This is a genomic window from Oceanobacillus sp. M60, assembly GCF_053839645.1.
Genome location: NZ_JBSSNH010000002.1, coordinates 247,625 through 266,129, shown reverse-complemented (window position 1 = coordinate 266,129; position 18,505 = coordinate 247,625). Strand labels below are relative to the sequence as shown.

Annotated in this window: 20 protein-coding genes; 16 read left to right on the top strand and 4 right to left on the bottom strand. The window is 39.4% G+C overall.

The features are described 5' to 3' along the window. Window positions 1-84: 84 nt before the first annotated feature. A complete protein-coding gene (locus tag ACW0TQ_RS05550) occupies window positions 85-828 on the bottom strand; it encodes a glycerophosphodiester phosphodiesterase (protein ID WP_042534265.1) in 744 nt (247 codons plus the stop codon). Between the two features lie 186 nt (window positions 829-1,014). Here ACW0TQ_RS05550 and ACW0TQ_RS05545 point away from each other — a divergent pair, with 186 nt between their 5' ends. Continuing rightward, the gene (locus ACW0TQ_RS05545) at window positions 1,015-1,821 is read left to right on the top strand and encodes an SDR family NAD(P)-dependent oxidoreductase (protein WP_042534263.1); all 807 of its coding nucleotides are present in this window, start codon (window positions 1,015-1,017) and stop codon (window positions 1,819-1,821) included. A 122-nt stretch (window positions 1,822-1,943) separates the two neighbouring features. On the opposite strand, the gene ACW0TQ_RS05540 is transcribed toward ACW0TQ_RS05545, so the two are convergent. Further along, entirely contained in the window at window positions 1,944-2,864 is a 921-nt protein-coding gene (locus ACW0TQ_RS05540; protein ID WP_368901229.1) for an aldo/keto reductase, read from the bottom strand. Window positions 2,865-3,252: 388 nt separating this feature from the next. Between ACW0TQ_RS05540 and ACW0TQ_RS05535 the strand changes: the two genes are divergently transcribed. The 3 genes from ACW0TQ_RS05535 to fur all read left to right on the top strand — a co-directional run bounded on the left by ACW0TQ_RS05535 (window position 3,253) and on the right by fur (window position 5,244). Beyond that, window positions 3,253-3,795, top strand: a complete 543-nt coding sequence (locus ACW0TQ_RS05535; protein WP_042534259.1) for an NUDIX hydrolase — start codon at window positions 3,253-3,255, stop codon at window positions 3,793-3,795. 125 nt (window positions 3,796-3,920) lie between these two features. Then, entirely contained in the window at window positions 3,921-4,565 is a 645-nt protein-coding gene (spoIIM, locus tag ACW0TQ_RS05530; protein ID WP_042534257.1) for a stage II sporulation protein M, read from the top strand. A gap of 202 nt (window positions 4,566-4,767) precedes the next feature. Beyond that, window positions 4,768-5,244: a ferric iron uptake transcriptional regulator gene (gene fur / locus ACW0TQ_RS05525; protein ID WP_042534256.1), complete on the top strand. Its 477-nt coding sequence runs from the start codon at window positions 4,768-4,770 to the stop codon at window positions 5,242-5,244. A gap of 138 nt (window positions 5,245-5,382) precedes the next feature. On the opposite strand, the gene ACW0TQ_RS05520 is transcribed toward fur, so the two are convergent. After that, window positions 5,383-6,243 (bottom strand): fructosamine kinase family protein, encoded by an 861-nt coding sequence (locus ACW0TQ_RS05520; RefSeq protein WP_455725407.1) that lies wholly within the window; start codon window positions 6,241-6,243, stop codon window positions 5,383-5,385. Between the two features lie 238 nt (window positions 6,244-6,481). Here ACW0TQ_RS05520 and ACW0TQ_RS05515 point away from each other — a divergent pair, with 238 nt between their 5' ends. From ACW0TQ_RS05515 to ACW0TQ_RS05500, 4 genes are all read left to right on the top strand, one after another. After that, a complete protein-coding gene (locus ACW0TQ_RS05515) occupies window positions 6,482-6,679 on the top strand; it encodes a DUF4227 family protein (protein ID WP_042534254.1) in 198 nt (65 codons plus the stop codon). Window positions 6,680-6,681: 2 nt separating this feature from the next. Continuing rightward, window positions 6,682-7,572 carry a site-specific tyrosine recombinase XerD gene (gene xerD / locus ACW0TQ_RS05510; protein WP_368901228.1) on the top strand — a complete coding sequence of 297 codons (891 nt, stop codon included), beginning with the start codon at window positions 6,682-6,684 and terminating at the stop codon, window positions 7,570-7,572. Between the two features lie 136 nt (window positions 7,573-7,708). Next, window positions 7,709-8,887 carry a phosphopentomutase gene (gene deoB, locus ACW0TQ_RS05505; protein WP_455725406.1) on the top strand — a complete coding sequence of 393 codons (1,179 nt, stop codon included), beginning with the start codon at window positions 7,709-7,711 and terminating at the stop codon, window positions 8,885-8,887. A gap of 18 nt (window positions 8,888-8,905) precedes the next feature. After that, a complete protein-coding gene (locus ACW0TQ_RS05500) occupies window positions 8,906-10,198 on the top strand; it encodes a pyrimidine-nucleoside phosphorylase (RefSeq protein WP_042534248.1) in 1,293 nt (430 codons plus the stop codon). 59 nt (window positions 10,199-10,257) lie between these two features. On the opposite strand, the gene ACW0TQ_RS05495 is transcribed toward ACW0TQ_RS05500, so the two are convergent. After that, on the bottom strand, window positions 10,258-10,980 hold the full coding sequence (locus ACW0TQ_RS05495) for a 3-ketoacyl-ACP reductase (protein ID WP_256704727.1): 723 nt from the start codon (window positions 10,978-10,980) through the stop codon (window positions 10,258-10,260). A 165-nt stretch (window positions 10,981-11,145) separates the two neighbouring features. Here ACW0TQ_RS05495 and ACW0TQ_RS05490 point away from each other — a divergent pair, with 165 nt between their 5' ends. From ACW0TQ_RS05490 to lysA, 8 genes are all read left to right on the top strand, one after another. After that, window positions 11,146-12,324, top strand: coding sequence for a D-alanyl-D-alanine carboxypeptidase family protein (locus tag ACW0TQ_RS05490; RefSeq protein ID WP_042534244.1), 1,179 nt, complete (start codon window positions 11,146-11,148; stop codon window positions 12,322-12,324). Window positions 12,325-12,518: 194 nt separating this feature from the next. After that, the gene (gene spoIIAA, locus ACW0TQ_RS05485; RefSeq protein ID WP_042534242.1) at window positions 12,519-12,872 is read left to right on the top strand and encodes an anti-sigma F factor antagonist; all 354 of its coding nucleotides are present in this window, start codon (window positions 12,519-12,521) and stop codon (window positions 12,870-12,872) included. Further along, entirely contained in the window at window positions 12,869-13,309 is a 441-nt protein-coding gene (gene spoIIAB / locus ACW0TQ_RS05480) for an anti-sigma F factor (RefSeq protein WP_042534241.1), read from the top strand. Before spoIIAA ends, spoIIAB begins: the two co-directional genes overlap by 4 nt. A gap of 10 nt (window positions 13,310-13,319) precedes the next feature. Further along, window positions 13,320-14,072 (top strand): RNA polymerase sporulation sigma factor SigF, encoded by a 753-nt coding sequence (sigF, locus tag ACW0TQ_RS05475; protein WP_042534240.1) that lies wholly within the window; start codon window positions 13,320-13,322, stop codon window positions 14,070-14,072. A 236-nt stretch (window positions 14,073-14,308) separates the two neighbouring features. Further along, entirely contained in the window at window positions 14,309-14,926 is a 618-nt protein-coding gene (locus ACW0TQ_RS05470) for a stage V sporulation protein AA (protein WP_193062194.1), read from the top strand. Further along, on the top strand, window positions 14,904-15,332 hold the full coding sequence (locus ACW0TQ_RS05465) for a stage V sporulation protein AB (protein WP_042534236.1): 429 nt from the start codon (window positions 14,904-14,906) through the stop codon (window positions 15,330-15,332). Before ACW0TQ_RS05470 ends, ACW0TQ_RS05465 begins: the two co-directional genes overlap by 23 nt. A 121-nt stretch (window positions 15,333-15,453) precedes the next feature. After that, complete coding sequence (locus ACW0TQ_RS05460) at window positions 15,454-16,926, top strand: spore germination protein (protein ID WP_042534234.1); 1,473 nt, start codon at window positions 15,454-15,456, stop codon at window positions 16,924-16,926. A gap of 219 nt (window positions 16,927-17,145) precedes the next feature. After that, window positions 17,146-18,471, top strand: coding sequence for a diaminopimelate decarboxylase (lysA, locus tag ACW0TQ_RS05455; protein WP_042534232.1), 1,326 nt, complete (start codon window positions 17,146-17,148; stop codon window positions 18,469-18,471). The last annotated feature ends 34 nt before the right edge of the window (window positions 18,472-18,505 follow it).

Genomic DNA, 18,505 nt, shown 5'->3' with positions numbered 1-18,505 from the left:
AATATTATATTATAATTTAAAATTTTACCCAAATATACGACAATCATCAACGCAGAAGGTCAAAAATTAGGAAGCGCTCTTCAATCAAGACAAAAAACTGCGATATAATGCTTTGCGTACAGCAAACGCCCGATTGGGTACATCAGTAAATATGCTATTTACTTTGTAAGAAAAGCATCGATTTAAAAGCCGGGTTGAATTCACCGTATACACTCTTACCGGAATCCCGTTTTTCATCGCTTCATTTATGAGCTGCTGACGCAGCAGCGTGTGTTTTATATGAACGGCTGTTGCGCCGATAGACAAGGCATATGCTAATAAATCTCTTCTTGATCGCTTGGTTAACCAACCGATATTTGAAATTTCATCAAAACTTGCCAGGCGCGTTATACTGGTATCAGAGAATGTAGAAAAGTATGTCCGGTCCAGCATTTGATATTGTTTAATAAGCTGATATGTAATTTTCTCCAGATTCTTATGTGCAATTTTATTATTTTTTAATTCTAAATGAAGAATCAAAGGTTTATCTTTGATCCAGATTAGAAATTCCTCCAGTGTTACGATCCGTGTTCCTGCAAATTCAGTGTGAAAGGATTTGCCCATGTCTAATTGTTTTAGCTCGTCCAGCGTAAATTGAGTAATCCATCCTTTTACTCCAAAAATACGCTGCAAACCTTCATCATGAAAAAGGACAGGAATATTATCCTTTGTTAATTGGACATCTGTTTCAATGCCATCAGCCTTCATCTCGTAAGCAAGCTCAAAAGCCGGGAAACTGTTCTCAGGGGCATAATTGCTTGCACCCCGGTGTGCGATAATGGACGTCATCGTGTCACCCCCAATCTTATTGTGTTAGATTTTCCCCCGTAAGTCAATGTTTAAACCAGTGTACGGGAGGATTGTTTCGTTGTACAATATATATAAACACAGGATATCCATCTAATAAATGTTGTTCACACTTTGAAAGCAAGGTCACACACTTTAAATCATTATATGAAGTAAGGGTCGATAAATATGAGAATAGGAAGAAATCATTTTGTTAAAGATAAAAAAATTATTGTCACCGGTGCATCAAAAGGAATTGGAAGAGGGATTGCTATAGAAATCGCTGCTCATGGCGGCATACCTATTTTAATCGCAAGGTCACAAGAATTGCTGCAAGAATTAGCAGATGAAATAGAAGCAAATAACGGCATTTGCAGGGTTTATCCCATTGACAGATTTTCAAGGGAAGCAATTGAAGAACAGATTAATGATATGTTGGAGACAGAGAAGCGTATTCATGGATTAATCAATAATGCAGGCTTTGGTGTATTTGATTCAATCGAAGAATTAAATATGGATGAGGTAGAGGAAATGTTTCAGGTGAATGTTTTAGCAGGGATGCAATATGCAAAAGCCTTCCTGCCACATTTTCTGCAGTTTAAAGGGAAATCGCATATTATTAATATTGTTTCTCAGGCTGCAAAATTGCCAACACCAAAAGCAGCAGGATATGCTGCGTCTAAACATGCGATGCTGGGCTTTACAAATGTACTCAGACAAGAGACAAGGGGAAGCAGCCTGACGGTCACTTCTGTTAATCTGGGCCCGGTGAAAACAAACTTTTTTGAGATGGCTGATAAGGAGGGCAAATACCAGCAGAATGTAGAAAAGTATATGCTTTCTCCTGAAAAAGTAGCTTCAAAGGTAGTGCATTCTTTATTTTCTAATAGAAGAGAAATCAATATGCCGTGGTGGATGGAAGCTGGCAGTATTCTGTATCGCTTATTTCCAGGGTTAATGGAGAAACTCCTTCAATCTCAATTTGATAAAAAATAATAGAGTAAGTATATCTTATAAAACAGGTCTGCTTTTCCTGAGCATCATCTCTCAGTGAAAGCAGACCTGTTTCTTTGGCAATGCTGTAAAAGGCTTATGAAGTTGCGGAAACTCCGCCTTTTTTAACGATGCTGCTCATACTGTGAAGCTTTGGACAGCTGCTGCAGAATAGGATAAGCTGCATCGGTGATTTCGTTAATTGATTGGTGAACTGCAATATTTTTTTCTAATTGTTCCAGAGAGCTTGCTCCAAAGACGGTTGACGTAATCGCAGGATGATTAGCTGCATAATACATCGCTAATTGCTGCAGAGAACTGTCCGGCAACGCCTGTTCCAATTCATAATAAAGTGATTTTAATTCGCTGTAGGAATAGTCGAGGTAGCCGTCCTCCGCTTTTTTATCGAGAACTTCATCGGCTTTATTGCTTAGTAGCCCCTGTGCCAGCGGACCGCGGGCAACAACACCGATTTTATTTTCTTCTGCAATCGGTAGAATGGCTTCCTCTGGTCTTCTGTCTAAAAGACTGTACTGTGTCATTAAAATATCAATAGAGGAGCGGATGGCGTATTCCCGGACAACATTTGGACGGATGGACGAAATACCATAGGTGCGGATTAGACCATCTTTCTTTAGTTCATCAAAAGCTTCTATGGTTTCATCGATTGAATCCTCCAATGTGCCGCCATGAAGCATGTAGACATCAATATAGTCTGTATTCAGTCTTTGTAAACTATCCCGGACGGCTTTGTGGATATATTTCTTCGAAGGATCCCAGAACCAATCATCTTTACCTTTTTCAAAATGGTTTCCGACCTTTGTAGTCACAACTACATCCGATCTGCGATGCTTTATTGCTTCTCCAACGATTTTTTCATTCTCGCCAAAGTGATAAAGGTCTGCCGTATCTAAGTGATTGATTCCTTTATCTAACGCATAATCAATCATTTTTTTACCTTGCTGTACATTTGTTCCCAGCGACATACAGCCGAGAGTTAAATCAGAAATTTCGATATCGCTTTTGCCAAGCTGCCGTTTCTTCATGCTATTCCTCCTTGTAAATCCGGTATGCATATATTGTAGAGGGTGATAGAAAAGAATACAATTAATACACTTTTTTAACGAATGAAATAAGTCATTTCTATCAAATAGTTTGTGGGGCGGATGGGAATGATAATCAGTGTCTGAAAGTAATGAATGGTTAAGAAATAAAATACCGTTTGTCATAAAAAAAGAAATCGAATCAGAAGAAAAAAAGAAATAGACTTGCTACAATAGAGTTCTGCGAATAAAATGAATGGAAAGACACATATAAGGGAATTGCATTCAGCAGGAATTTCACAGGCGATTGTCCATAAAAAGTACTTGTTCAAACTGCTGGCGGGTCAGCCTGTTAACCTGCACTAAATGACGAAAAGGTGGAGTAGCATATATGCAACGTTTTGAAGAAAAAACAATGACATCCAAAAAAATATTTGAAGGGAACATTATTGATGTACAACTAGATGAGGTACGGCTTCCCAATGGAGAAACAGCTCAAAGAGAGCTTGTCTATCATCCAGGAGCCGTAGCGATTATTCCAATTACACCAGATAATAAAATTGTACTTGTAGAACAATATCGCAAACCATTGGAAAGAACATTAGTAGAAATTCCGGCAGGGAAGCTGGAGCAGAATGAAAATCCATTAACTGCCGCAGTCCGTGAGCTGGAAGAAGAAACAGGGTATACAACAACTAATCTCTCGCAAGTGACCTCTTTTTACACCTCTCCAGGCTTTGCTAATGAACTGGTGTATGTTTACGTCACCAATGATTTAATTAAAATGGAAAATCCGCCGGCGGGCGATGACGATGAATTTGTGGAAATCATGGAAGTAACGTTAGATGAAGCAAAAGACCTCGTGGAAAAAGGGCGTATTCAAGACGCAAAAACGAACTATGCTGTTCTTTATTTACATGCTTTAACGAAATAAGAAAAAAGGTTTTCACCGGACGCGTTCTACCTGCTCTATTAAAAGATAAAAATTAATAGGTATGTTTTAAGAGGGATTCTCATAGTTTGAAGTATAGGAACTATAGTGAAGTCAGGAGGATCTCAATGTATAATACCTCTCAACATTTATTAATCGGGCATATAAAACGGCACACGACCATTTATGTATTTACTGCCATTCTTTTTTTGACAGGCATCGTGTTCGGGGCTATCTTGGTAAATAGTATGGATTTTGTACAAAAACAAAATCTGTTCTTTTACTTGGAACGGTTCTTTACACAGCAAACAAATGAAGGAGAAGTTATTGGACGGCAGGATATATTTATTCAAAGTCTTCTTTATCATATTAAGTATCTTTCTTTTATTATATTATTGGCATTGAGTATGATTGGGCTCCCTATTATTTGGATTATGATATTCATGAAAGGGCTCGTTGTCGGTTTTTCAGTCGGTTTTATGGTCAATCAGCTGGGAGGGCAAGGGCTTCTTTTATCAACGATATCGATTGCTCCTCAAAACCTATTGATTATTCCTATATATATCATTGCAGGAAGTGTGGCTATGATATTTTCAATTGGTTTATGGCAGAAGCTTTTATTAAAGCATCAGTACCAGGAAGTATGGCCGCCTTTTATAAGATTGCTTATCACTTTTGCAATTTTAATTGTATGTACAGCATTAGCAGCATTGATGGAAGCTTATCTGTCAAATACACTTCTGTTAGAATGGATAGAGAGGTACCATGGATAATCCTCCTGCGGGAGAATAAAGTATCTTTATCTTAACTCCTTTACATTTTACATTACTTGCTTATTGCTTGATAAAAGGTATTTGTTTTAATATAATAATTTATGTTATTTTATAATAATTATTATTAACAATTGAGAATACCTTTGACACATGGAAGATAGATGCATATAATAAAAATGTAGAGTGAGGGAGGCGACTATCCATGGAACACCGGATTGAAAAAATAAAAAAACAGCTACATTCGCATAGCTACAAATTAACTCCCCAAAGGGAAGCTACGGTTCGAGTGCTTCTGGAAAGAGAAGACGATCACTTAAGTGCGGAGGATGTGTATCTTCTTGTAAAGGAGAAATCACCAGAAATTGGTCTGGCAACCGTTTATCGTACATTAGAATTATTATCCGAATTGAAAATAGTAGACAAAATTAATTTTGGTGATGGTGTATCCAGATATGATTTGCGTAAAGAAGGCGCAAAGCATTTCCATCATCATTTAGTATGTATTGAATGCGGCTCTGTTGAAGAGATTGAAAATGATTTATTAGGTGAAGTAGAACAAATCGTTGAAAATGACTGGGGCTTTGAGGTGAAGGATCATCGCTTAACCTTTCATGGGATTTGTCGCCAATGTCAAAAAGCAGCTGCAGCAGAAAAAGAAGATGTTCAAAAAGCAACATAAGTAATGAGAGTAAAACCTTTTTCCGGGAGAGAAAGGTTTTATTTTTATTTGGAGCAAAATACATATTGATCAGCAACAGGGATAGCCGGCGGCAGAATGTCATTACATACTGCCGCCGGGCTGAGGCGGTGAAGAAAATCAAATATATCTTTTTAAAATGCGATCTACGCTGCCGCCATAGACCTCGCCAAACATATTTAAATGAACAAGCAAGTGGAAAAGCTGGTAAATCGGCTTCACGTCCTGATAATAATCAGCTAGTGGCATTGCTTCCTGATATTGCGAATAAAACGTATTGGAAAACCCACCAAAGAGTTCCGTGAAAGCTAGTTCAAATAAATGGTCCCCGTAAAGTATAGAGGGATCAATCAGATAAGGCTGTCCTGCGCCCCCTATAATCCAATTGCCTCCCCATAAATCACCGTGTAATAAGGAAACCTTAGGCTGACTGGGGAGATAAAGATCTAAATCACGAATCAATGCCTCTAGTTTTAAACGTCTATTTTGGTTCATCCGATTGTACTGCACCGCCAAATCTAACTGGGGCTGAAGCCGATGCTCACGATAATAATCCACCCAATTGGTGTACCACTCATTTGACTGAGTTAATTTTCCAACATAGGTTGACTGATCTAAACCATATGCTGTGGAGCCGCCGACTAAATGCATCGAGGCCAGCTGTTTGCCTAAATGCTGCTCTGCAGCTGCAGTTTCTTCTCCCTCAATCCACTCCATAATCAGCATCATTTCTTCATTTCCGGCGGAATTATCAAAGTAGTATACTTCCGGTACAGCAATTGTCTGTGTCGAACGAATTTTTTCCAGTCCATTTACTTCTATTTGAAAAAAATCACTGGCTGCACTTTGATTCGCTTTTATAAAATATTCCTGCTTTCCGGTTTTTACATAGTAAGCCTGATTAATATCGCCGCAGGAAATGGGCGTCTTTGTTTCGATAGCGGAGTTGTCACCTAATTGTTTTAATTTTTCTTCAAGCACCTGTAAGACCTCCTTTTTGATTAATTTTAGTATGGCAAAAATCTGGACGACACAAAAGTGTAAAAGTGTTTGTAGTTTAACTCTGCTTCCAATCATTGTATAATATTAACAGAAGGAGATGTACCGATTTTGTTCCTGTCCGCATCTTTTTCTTGTATTTTTGAAGAGCTTGTTTGCATATTCTAACTATAAACGTGTTTGGCTGCGATACAGCGTAACAGCACAGGGAGGTTAGAGTATGGAGAAGCATGTTAAGGAAACTGTTAAAATATTTATTTGGTTTATGATAGGTGCTTGCTTTTTTTCGGTTTGTCTGCATTTTATATATAAAGAGTTTCAAGAAATGCATCGTTATGATTTGCCGGAAGGACCAGCGGTTAAGGTGGTGGAGGAGGGGATTCCCTGGTTTCCATTTGATTTTCTGAAAGGGGAATAAATATGTTGAAATATGCATTAGAGGATTTTTTTCATTTTCTGCGGGTAGAGAAGGGATTGTCAGATAATACCATCACTTCCTATCAGAGAGATCTTACTGCTTACGAGAAACAATTGACCCAAATCGGCTATAATGTTTGGAATGAAATCACCCGAAATGATATTATGCGCTTTTTGTATGAGCTAAAAGACAGCGGTAAGTCGACTGCTACGATTTCGAGGCATATTTCTTCTATCAGATCCTTTCACCAATTTTTAATACGGGAGAGAATTGCTGATACAGATCCCAGTCTGCATATTGAAACTCCGAAAAAAGACCGGAAGCTTCCGGATACACTTTCTCAGGAGGAAGTAGATCGATTATTAAGCATAAACACTGCAACACCGCTGTCACTGCGCAATAAGGCAATGCTAGAATTATTATATGCCACGGGCTTGCGTGTATCTGAAATGATAGGCTTAAAACTGGAGGATTTACACTTGACGATGGGCTTTGTCCAATGTATGGGGAAAGGCTCGAAAGAAAGGATTGTTCCACTGGGAGACACAGCCAGAAAGACTCTGGAGGATTATATACAAACGGCGAGAAAAGAGCTTGTGAAGAAAAACAAACAGGAGAGTGCACTTTTTTTAAATCAGCATGGCCGTCCTTTAAGCAGACAGGGATTTTGGAAAATTTTAAAGGGATTGGCTATAAAAGCTGATATTCATAAGACAATCACTCCGCATACTTTAAGGCATTCTTTCGCCACCCATCTATTGGAAAACGGAGCAGATCTAAGAATTGTACAAGAGATGCTTGGACATGCGGATATATCGACAACACAAATTTATACGCATGTAACGAAAGCTAGGCTGAAGGATATCTATCAATCTTATCATCCGAGAGCTTAATTTTATCTTTATTAAATGTAAAAAAGTGTTTCAGCAAAAATTTCATTGACCTTTTGTTGTCAGACATCTAACATCTATAATAAATATCATACGGAACCATAGTTTCGGGAATATAGTACATAGGAGGTAGATACAAATGAAATCATTTAAACGTGTATTTTTAATTGTCATGGATTCAGTAGGGATTGGAGAGGCACCGGACGCCGCGAAGTTTGATGATTTGGGAGCGGATACACTAGGCCATATTGCAGAAGAAATGAATGGGCTGGATATGCCGACGATGGGAAGCCTAGGCCTGAGCAATATTCGTGAAATTAAAGGGATTGCTTCGGCGGACAAGCCTAAAGCACATTATACAAAAATGCAGGAGGCTTCTAATGGAAAAGATACCATGACTGGTCATTGGGAAATTATGGGGCTCCGTATTGACCAGCCATTCCGAACGTTCCCGGATGGATTCCCAGATGAGCTTATTCAAGCATTAGAAGAAAAGACTGGAAGAAAAGTAATTGGCAATAAACCGGCATCTGGAACAGAAATATTAGTAGAGCTTGGAAAAGAACATGTCGAAACGGGCAGCTTGATTGTGTACACATCTGCAGATTCTGTTCTGCAGATTGCTGCTCATGAGGATGTGGTTCCAATCGATGAATTGTACCAGATTTGTGAAATTGCCAGAGAGCTCACGCTGGATGAGAAGTATATGGTAGGGCGTGTCATTGCCCGTCCGTTCGTAGGAGAGCCGGGGGCTTTTGAACGTACATCCAACAGACATGACTACGCGTTAAAACCTTTTGGGCGCACAGTGATGAATGAATTAAAAGATGCCGGAATTGACGTTATCGCACTTGGGAAGATATCTGATATTTATGATGGGGAAGGAGTGACAGAGGCAGTCCGTACAAAGGATAACGATGATGGAATGGTGAAATTAAGTGATACGTTGAAAAAGGAATTCACCGGCTTAAGCTTCCTTAACCTGGTTGATTTCGATGCAAAGTATGGCCATCGCAGAGATCCAATGGGATATGGAAAAGCGCTGGAGACCTATGATAAACAGCTGCCGGAAATACTTGATCAGCTGCAGGAAGATGATTTATTGATTATTACAGCTGACCACGGAAATGATCCGATACATCACGGAACGGATCATACCCGCGAATATGTGCCGCTGCTTGTTTACCACATAGGTATTGAAGAAGGGAAAGAGCTTCCGGTCAGGACAACCTTTGCGGATATCGGTGCAACCATTGCAGACAATTTTAATATTACATTACCGGAACATGGTACGAGCTTTTTAGACGATATTAAATAAATAGAGAGGGAGATTAACATGAATACGGTAGAGATAATCAATAAGAAAAAATACGGAGAAGCATTATCTTATGAAGAAATCGAGTATATGATAGATGGATATGTCAACGATACGATACCGGATTATCAAATCGCAAGCTGGTTGATGGCCGTATATTTTCAAGGTTTAAACAGTGATGAGACCTCTGCACTTACAGACTTCATGGTGAAGTCTGGGGAAACCATTGATTTATCCTTTTTAAATACCACAGTTGTAGACAAACACTCTACTGGCGGCGTAGGGGACAAGGTCAGTTTAGTAGTCGCTCCGATTATCACGTCCTTAGGCATCCCTTTTGCAAAAATGAGCGGACGCGGGCTCGGTCATACCGGCGGAACAGTAGATAAGCTGGAATCGATTAAAGGGTTTCATACAGAGCTTCCGTTAGACAGGTTTAAAGAGCAGGTACAAGAATTAGGTATCGCGCTGGTCGGACAATCAGGGAATTTAGTACCTGCGGATAAAAAGATTTATGCTTTAAGAGATGTGACAGGTACGGTTGACTCTATTCCATTAATTGCAAGCTCCATCATGAGTAAGAAAATAGCCTCCGGAGCAGATGCCATCGTATTAGATATTAAAGTCGGCAATGGCGCTTTTATGAAAACAGAAGAGGAAGCAAGGAAGCTTGCGGAAACAATGGTTGCCATCGGGAAAAAGTTAAATCGGGAAACCGTGGCTGTTTTAACTAATATGGATCAGCCTCTTGGCACAGAAATCGGTAATGGAAATGAAGTGCTGGAGGCAGTAAAATTATTACGTGACCAGGAATATAGTCAGGATTTATATGATGTCTCTGTAGAGATTGCTGCGCAAATGGTCTATCTGGCCGGAAAAGCAACGACGGAAGAACAAGGCAGAAAATTGGTTGAAGAAGTGATTCAAAATGGAGATGCTTATGAGAAGTTTGTTACCTTTATTGAGGCACAAGATGGGGATATGTCCAGTATTCATGAAATCGAAGCAAAGCAATCTATTGATGTGACTGCAGAGAAGGCAGGGTATATTTCTTCTGTCGAAACACAGCAGATGGGAGAGGCTGCTATGCTGCTCGGCGCCGGCAGAAAAACAAAGGATGATCAAATCGATCATCAAGTAGGAATCACCTTTCATGTAAAGCTGGGTGATAAGCTGGAGGCTGGCGATAAGCTTGCAACCATCCATACTAATATAGAAGATAATGCAGCTGTCATTCAGAAAATAAAGGATGCAATTACAATTACAGAAACTCCCGTTCAAGTAAATCCAAGTGTTATTGGTGTTATCCATTAAATAGAGATGAGTGGAAAAAGAGCTTTAGAAATCACTGTATAGTGTCTAAAGCTCTTTTTTTAAAATGGATTGGTCGCCCATTGTGCAGATTGCTTAATAAAAATACGCTGATTTAATTTTAATTGAGCTGCGATATATTCGGCGATATCTTCCGGCTGCATAAACTTATCTTCGTTCTTTTCTTCTAATTCATCGCCAAAAGCTAGCTCAGTTGCGACTAAGCTGGGGTTCATGGTAAATACACGGATGTTTTCTCTGCGTACCTCCTGCATCAATGCTTCTGACATGCCCTGAATAGCAAATTTAGATGCGCTGTAGGCAGTTGAGCCTGCGGTTGCTTTTAATCCATTGCTGGAAGAAATGTTGATAATGTCTCCTTTTTGCTTGCTGACAAGATGCGGCAGCACTTCCTTCAGCATATGATATGTTCCAAAAACATTCACTTCAAAAATATGCTTCCATACTTCCTCATCCATATCCTGAAAATTACCGTAATCGCTTATTGCTGCATTATTAATCAAAATATCTGCTTTGCCTAATTGCTGTTCTAGCGTCTGAACCGCAGATTTGACTTGGTCATGCTTCGAAATATCCGCACTGCAGGTGACAACAGAAATACCTTCATTTTCTAATCCCTTTTGGACATTCTCCAGCTTTTCCTGGTTTCTGGCAATTAAACCTAGATGAACGCCTTCTTTTGCTAATTGGCGCGCAGTCGCTTTGCCAATTCCGCTGCTTCCGCCAGTTATATAAGCAATTTTTCCCCTGATATCTTGACTCATTTCCAAAACTCCCTTCTTTATCCCAATTCTCATCCTAGTATAGATGAGAGTTTGCTGAACAACAAAAAAGATGCTCTCTCCTTCATTTGTTAATCAAAAATATAGTATGAAATAGCGTCAATATGGAAATCCTAACAGTATTATTGTAATTTGGAGGGAAGCAGTATGAAGAGACGAATCTTATGCATGATTGGATTACTTATTGGAACGATATTTTTTAACTATTCAACTGTTTTAGCGAATGAAGAGAACAAAGAAGAAACAAAGTTAGCTGAGGATGCGTTATCCAGTGTTTTAATCGAACAAAACACAGGCACCGTATTGTTTGATAAAGATGCGCATGAACAATTACCGCCAGCCAGTATGACTAAAATAATGACCTTGCTTCTTATTATGGAAGCTTTAGAAAAAGAGGAAATCTCCAAAGAAGACATTGTTGTCGTCAGTGAATATGCTGCTTCAATGGGAGGGTCACAGGTATTTTTGGAGGCAGGGGAAGAAATGTCAGTTGATGATCTGATAAAAGGAATCGCGATTGCTTCCGGAAATGATGCCAGTGTTGCCATGGCAGAGAAGATTGCTGGAACAGAAGAGGAATTTGTCCGGGCGATGAATAAAAAAGCGGAAGAACTTGCGTTAGAGAATACTCATTTTGCGAATACAACCGGGCTGCCGGCAGCCGATCATTATAGCAGCGCCTATGATATGGCAGTAATGACGAGAGAATTATTACACTTTGAAGATATCACAAATTATACATCCATTTACGAAGATTATTTACGACAGGGGGAGGAAAATGAGTTTTGGCTGGTAAATACAAATAAGCTGATTCGTTCATACCCGGGGGCAGATGGCATGAAGACGGGTTATACAAATGAAGCAAAGTATTGTCTTACAGCTACAGCCAAACGCGATGATATGCGGGTTATCGCTGTAGTTATGGGAGCAGAAACGCCTAAAGAACGTAACAAAATGATATCCGGATTAATGGATTATGGATTCCAAAGCTACAAAACAGAACAGCTTTTTGCCAAAGAAGAAACTGTGATGGAGCTCAACAAAATAAAAGCAGACCCGCATCATTTTGATATTGTTACTGAACAGAGTGTGCATACCCTGCAGAAAAAAGGGCAGGAAGAAGCAGCTGTCACAACAGAAGTTTCCATTCAGGATAATTGGGAATTCCCAGTTAAAAAAGGCACCGTGGTTGGAGAGCTCACCGTCAAAGAAAATGATGAGCCTGTATACGCTACCCCGCTTATTGTGAACGAGGATATCAGCGAAGCATCTGTTTTAGAATTAGCAAAACGTACCATGCAAAAAATGGTGAAAGCAGCCGATTAACACGGATTTCCACTTCTTTTGTCGAGTAGCAGGAAATAGTCATTTGTTTAGAGAATACACTAACTAAGGACGTTCCGAAAGTCTGTAAAAAGAGCTTGAGAAAGAAATTTCCTGTTCTCTTTCCCGGACTTTCTGAACATGTATTTTAAGCAAAAACACAACTATTTCACAACAAAGAGGAGGAGCATTTGCACATGGGATTACAAACAACATTTGAAGTAAGAGGCGATGTGCTGATTGTACGTATGGAAGGTGAGCTGGATCATCATGAGGCAGAAGGATTGAGAGATACGTGGAAGGATTGGATTTATATGCATTCCATTAAACATATCATCTTGAATCTAAACGGAGTTAGTTTCATGGACAGTTCTGGGCTGGGGGTTGTTTTAGGACGTTATAAAGAAATTGTTCAATTGGGAGGAGAGATGGTTCTTTGTTCTGTGTCTCCTTCACTGCATCGTCTATTTGATATGTCAGGCTTTTACAAAATTATACGTTTAGAAGAAAATGAAGAACGCGCACTTCAAGGCTTGGGGGTGACATCATGAGAAATGAAATGTCTTTTTCTTTTTCAAGTATCAGTGAAAATGAGGCTTTTGCCAGAGTTGCTGTCGCATCTTTTATCACACAGCTGGACCCGACAATGGAGGAATTAACAGAAATTAAAACCGTTGTTTCGGAAGCAGTGACAAATGCCATCATTCATGGCTATGGAAGCGAACCGCATCATAAGGTATATATTGACTGCGTTCTATACGATGGAGAAATAGAGCTGACCATCCGTGATGAGGGACAAGGTATTTTAAACATTGATGAAGCAAGGGAACCTTTATATACATCAAAGCCAGAAATGGAACGATCCGGCATGGGTTTTACGATTATTGAAAATTTCATGGATACCGTGGAAGTCATTTCTGCTCCTGAAAAAGGGACTTCCGTTTATATGAAAAAGCAATTATCCAAATCAAAAACGGTATATAATTAAGGTCTCTGTCGTGAATATTCATAAAACGGAGGAAAGAGAGCAGCTTTCCAATGAGCAAGTAAAGAAAATGATCCGGTTAAGCCAATCCGGTGATAACGAAGCAAGAGAAGAGCTGATCCGCCGAAATGTCCGGCTTGTCTGGTCTGTTGTGCAGCGATTTGTTAATCGGGGATATGATCCAGATGACTTATTTCAAATTGGGAGCATTGGGCTGATCAAAGCAGTGGATAAATTTGATTTATCCTATAATGTTAAATTTTCTACCTATGCCGTTCCCATGATTATTGGAGAGATACAACGTTTTATTCGTGATGATGGCAGTGTGAAGGTCAGCCGATCTCTGAAGGAGATGGGGAATAAAATCCGCCGCAAACGGGAAGAAATGTCGAAAGATTTAGGTCGTTCTCCATCTGTAAATGAGCTGGCAGAAGCTTTAGAGCTGGAACCAGAAGAAATTGTACATGCACAAGAGGCGGCAAAATCACCCCAATCCATTCATGAAACGGTCTATGAAAGTGATGGAGATTCCATTACTTTATTAGACCAAATCGCGGAGCAGGACTCCAGATGGTTTGAGAAATTATCCATTCAGGAAGCCGTACGATCGCTTACTGAACGGGAAAGGTTAATTATTTACCTACGATATTATAAAGACCAGACACAGACCGAAGTGGCTGAAAGGCTCGGAATTTCTCAGGTACAGGTATCCAGACTGGAGAAAAAGATTTTAGAGGATATGAAAAAAAATATGGATGCAGGCTAAGATGCAGGCTAAGAGGAAAGCTTATTTGTGTGACTCACACAGATAAGCTTTTTTTCGTTCAATTGTATTTATCGCAGTGTAACTAGCTGGGACTAGGACTGCGATTATTCCTCACATCGAAGAACTTTTGTAAGACTCCCGCTGAGTAAAGCCTTGTTTTACATTTAAGGCTTATATTTTGTTCTCTTTTAACAAATACTATTGGTTAAGGAAATGAAGATAAGGGTGAGTTAACCATGGCAGAGCTTGTATATATAAGAATGCGGAAAAAAATAGTCCTAGAAACATGGCAGGAGCTCAAACTAAAAGATATTGCTTATATATCCACACAGTCAAACAAAAAGGAATTATTGGAAGATACGTCGATTTACCGCCTATCCAAAAAAGATAAAAATATCTTGGTAATTGACAGCTTTTTGGTAATTGATCACCTTACAAAGGAATATTCCGATATTGAATTTCAGCTGCTCGGACCGGAACAAACGCTGATACAAATTGAACCGCGTAAAAAAGCAACCCATCCTTTGGTTCTTACATTTGTCTGGCTGCTGCTGTTTGTCGGATCGGCAATGACTATTATGAACTTTCATTATGATGTAAGCATGCAGCCCGTCCAGCAAAAACTGCATTTGCTCCTGACTGGCACCGAAAATGAGTATCCTTTATGGATTCAGATTCCTTATTCATTAGGTCTCGGCGTAGGAACCATTCTTTTTTTTAATCACTGGTTTAAAAAAAGATTTAATGAAGAGCCAAGTCCGCTGGAAGTAGAAATTTTTAATTATCAGCAGGATTTACAGCAGTATATCAATACAATGGAAAATGAACTGAATGATCCAAGAAATTCTTCTTAATATCCTGCAAATTTTTATTGGCTTCAGCAGCGGGGTTGCAGTGGGTGCGGGTTTTGTTGCTTTTATTACGGTATTGGGGATTATTCCGAGACTGATTCAATTAAGCAAGACAGAGAAATACATCAAAGTTTATGGAGCGGCAGTTATTATTGGGTTATTAATCGGGACTTATTTCTCTTTTGCTCCTATTTCCACATCACAATCTGTGTTTGCATTGATGCTATGGGGATTATTTCATGGCATTTTTAACGGAATGCTTGCTGCAGCATTAACAGAAGTATTAAATGTTTTCCCGATTCTCTCACGGAGGATAGGTATGGACGGCTATGTGATTTTATTTATGATGGCCCTGATGCTGGGTAAAGTATTTGGTTCGCTGTTTCAGTGGGTTTATTTTGTCCGGTAAAATACAGCAGGTTTTTTATCCAAAATTATTAATTCTTGATAATTTAAGCTTCCAAACAAGAAGCTGAGACGCAAAACAGTTTTGCTTTTCCAATATAAGCTGACAAACAGAAGGTGATTACATGCAGACAGATAAAGAAAAAAAGAGCCCAATCTCTCCTCATATTGATGATATCTATGCGTATATGAAAAAGAGGGTAGGCTTAGAAAAATCGTATGATTTGGGCTACAGGGAGACAGTCGTCCTGAATCAGCGTATCCAGATGTACTATGTAAATGGTCTTACGGATACCTCCGTTGTACAACAGATTTTAAGAGTAATGGTTGAAATCAATGATAATGAATCAGAAAGTGACAAGATTGGAAAAATCATTGAAAACCGGCTGGTCCATCAGCAGGTAGAACATGTTCAAACAATGGATGAAGCAGTTGATGAAGTACTCAGCGGTCTGATAGCTGTATTTATTGATGGAAAAGAATATGCACAAATTATTGATGTGCGTAATTATCCCGGAAGAACTCCAGAAGAACCGGATACAGAGAAAGTCATTCGTGGATCAAGAGATGGGTATACAGAAAATATTGTAGAAAACACAGCGCTCACCAGAAGACGCTTGCGGGATGAAAGTTTGCGGAATGAAATGATGAAGGTTGGCGAACGTTCGAAAACAGATGTTTGTATCACCTACATTGAAGATATAGCTAATCCGAATTTAGTAAAGCACTTAAAAAATCTGATTGGAAAAATTCAGGTCGATGGTATGTCGATGTCTGATAAATCATTAGAAGAATTTTTACTGGTTAAAAAATGGAATATATATCCGCTGGTTCGATATACAGAGAGACCAGATGTAGCGACAAGTCATTTATTAGAAGGTCACGTCATTATATTTGTCGATACTTCTCCCAGTGCCATTATTATTCCAACAACTTTTTTTCATCACTTGCAGCATGCGGAAGAATATCGGCAAGTGCCGACAATCGGTACATGTATTCGTTTTATTCGCTTTCTTGCTGTGCTGGCTGCATTATTTCTTTTGCCGACCTGGCTTCTGTTTGCGGTTGAACCGTCTTTGCTGCCGGATAAATTAAGTTTTATCGGGCCCAATGATGAAGGGAACATTCCAATAACCGTTCAGATTATTATTGCAACGATAGGGATTGAATTCTTAAGAATGGCAGCGATACACACCCCGACTCCTTTATCCACAGCGATGGGATTAATTGCAGCTGTTTTAATTGGGGAAATAGCGATTGAGGTCGGATTGTTTTCGCCAGAGGTTATTTTATACATTTCAACGGCTGCTATTGGAAATTATGTGACACCAAGTTACGAGTTAAGTGTTGCGAATAAGGTAGTTACAATTATTCTGGTCCTTGCGGTAGGATTATTCGGTTTTCCCGGCTATATGATTGGAATCACCCTTTATATATTTTTTATTGTTCAGATCAGATCGATGAGAACGCCGTATATGTGGCCTCTGCTTCCTTTTAACTTAAATGCAATGAAACAAATTATATTTCGGATGCCGGTTCCGAATAACAAACATCGCCCGAGTATTGTACATCCTCGTAATAACTATCGCCGTCCTTGAAACGATTATTCAAAAAGACAGGGGCATGATCGGTTTCCAGTTACTTGCCGCCTGTAAAATGGAGGGACTGCGAAAAGGAAATACAGCAATCCCTCAACCTTTGTTTATGACAGCTTATTGATTGTTTCATCTCCTTCTGGCTGAAGTATTGTTTTTTGCTTTCATTATTTACTGTCTTGTGATAAAGTATTTAATTATTTAAACAATGGGGGAAAAAGAATGATACTTGATGCACACCCCTTTACCGTCAATACAAAGGGACATTTAGAAATTGGTGGTGTGGACACCATCGAATTAGCAGAAAAATATGGAACACCTTTATATGTCTACGATGTAGAAATGATCCGAAAGCATGCCAGAGCTTTTGTACAAGCATTTCGTGATGCTGGAATTACCGGAAGGGTTGCTTATGCGAGCAAGGCCTTTTCAACTATTGCGATGCTACAGGTTGCCAAACAGGAAGGACTATGTCTAGACGTGATTTCTGAAGGTGAATTATATACAGCACTTCAAGCAGAGTTTCCTGCTGAAAGAATTCATATGCATGGAAATAATAAGAATGAAAAGGAAATCGCGATGGCTGTGGAGCATGACATCGGCTGTATCGTGATTGATAATTTTCATGATATTGCACTGTTGGACCAAGAGCTTATCAAACAGGAGAAAACGATGGATGTGTTATTCCGGGTAACCCCTGGTGTGGAATCAAAGACGCATAAATACATTATGACAGGGAATGAAGACTCTAAATTTGGGTTCGACCTGCAAAATGGACAGGCAGAAGCTGCTCTTAAGAAGGTGTTGGGACATCCGAGAATCCATCTGAAAGGCCTTCACTGTCATATTGGTTCACAAATATTTGAAACAAATGGTTTTCGAGCAGCAACGGCTATCCTTTTTGCTAAGCTGGAAGATTGGAAGCAGAAATACAAATTTGAAGCGGATGTGTTAAATTTAGGTGGAGGATTCGGCATTCGTTATACCGAAGATGACCAGCCGCTTCCGCTGGCGGAATATGTGAAAGATATGATTGACAGCGTGGAAGAAAATTGCGATAAATATAAGATGAAATTTCCAGAGATTTGGATTGAGCCCGGCCGCTCCATTGTAGGCGATGCAGGAATTACGTTATATACAATCGGATCTAACAAAAAAATTCCTGGTGTGAGAGAATATTATTCCATTGATGGCGGGATGACAGATAATATTCGCCCTGCACTATACCAATCAAAATATGATGCGGTGATTGCAAATCGTCCGGAAGCCAGTCCGGAAAAAGAAGTTTCTATTGCAGGGAAGTGCTGTGAATCTGGCGATATGCTGATTTGGGACCTTCCAGTGCCGCGTATTGAAGATAAGGATATCCTGGCTGTATTCTCGACAGGAGCGTATAATTACTCGATGGCAAGCCATTACAATCGTTTGACCAAACCTGCTGTTGTGTTTATTGAAGAAGGGCAGGATCACCTTGTCGTCAAGAGAGAAACATATCAAGATATTGTTAAAAATGATCTGTCTTATGATGGGATAAAGAGCTTTACTTGAACGGAATAAGTGGTAAAATAAAGTATAATTGTTT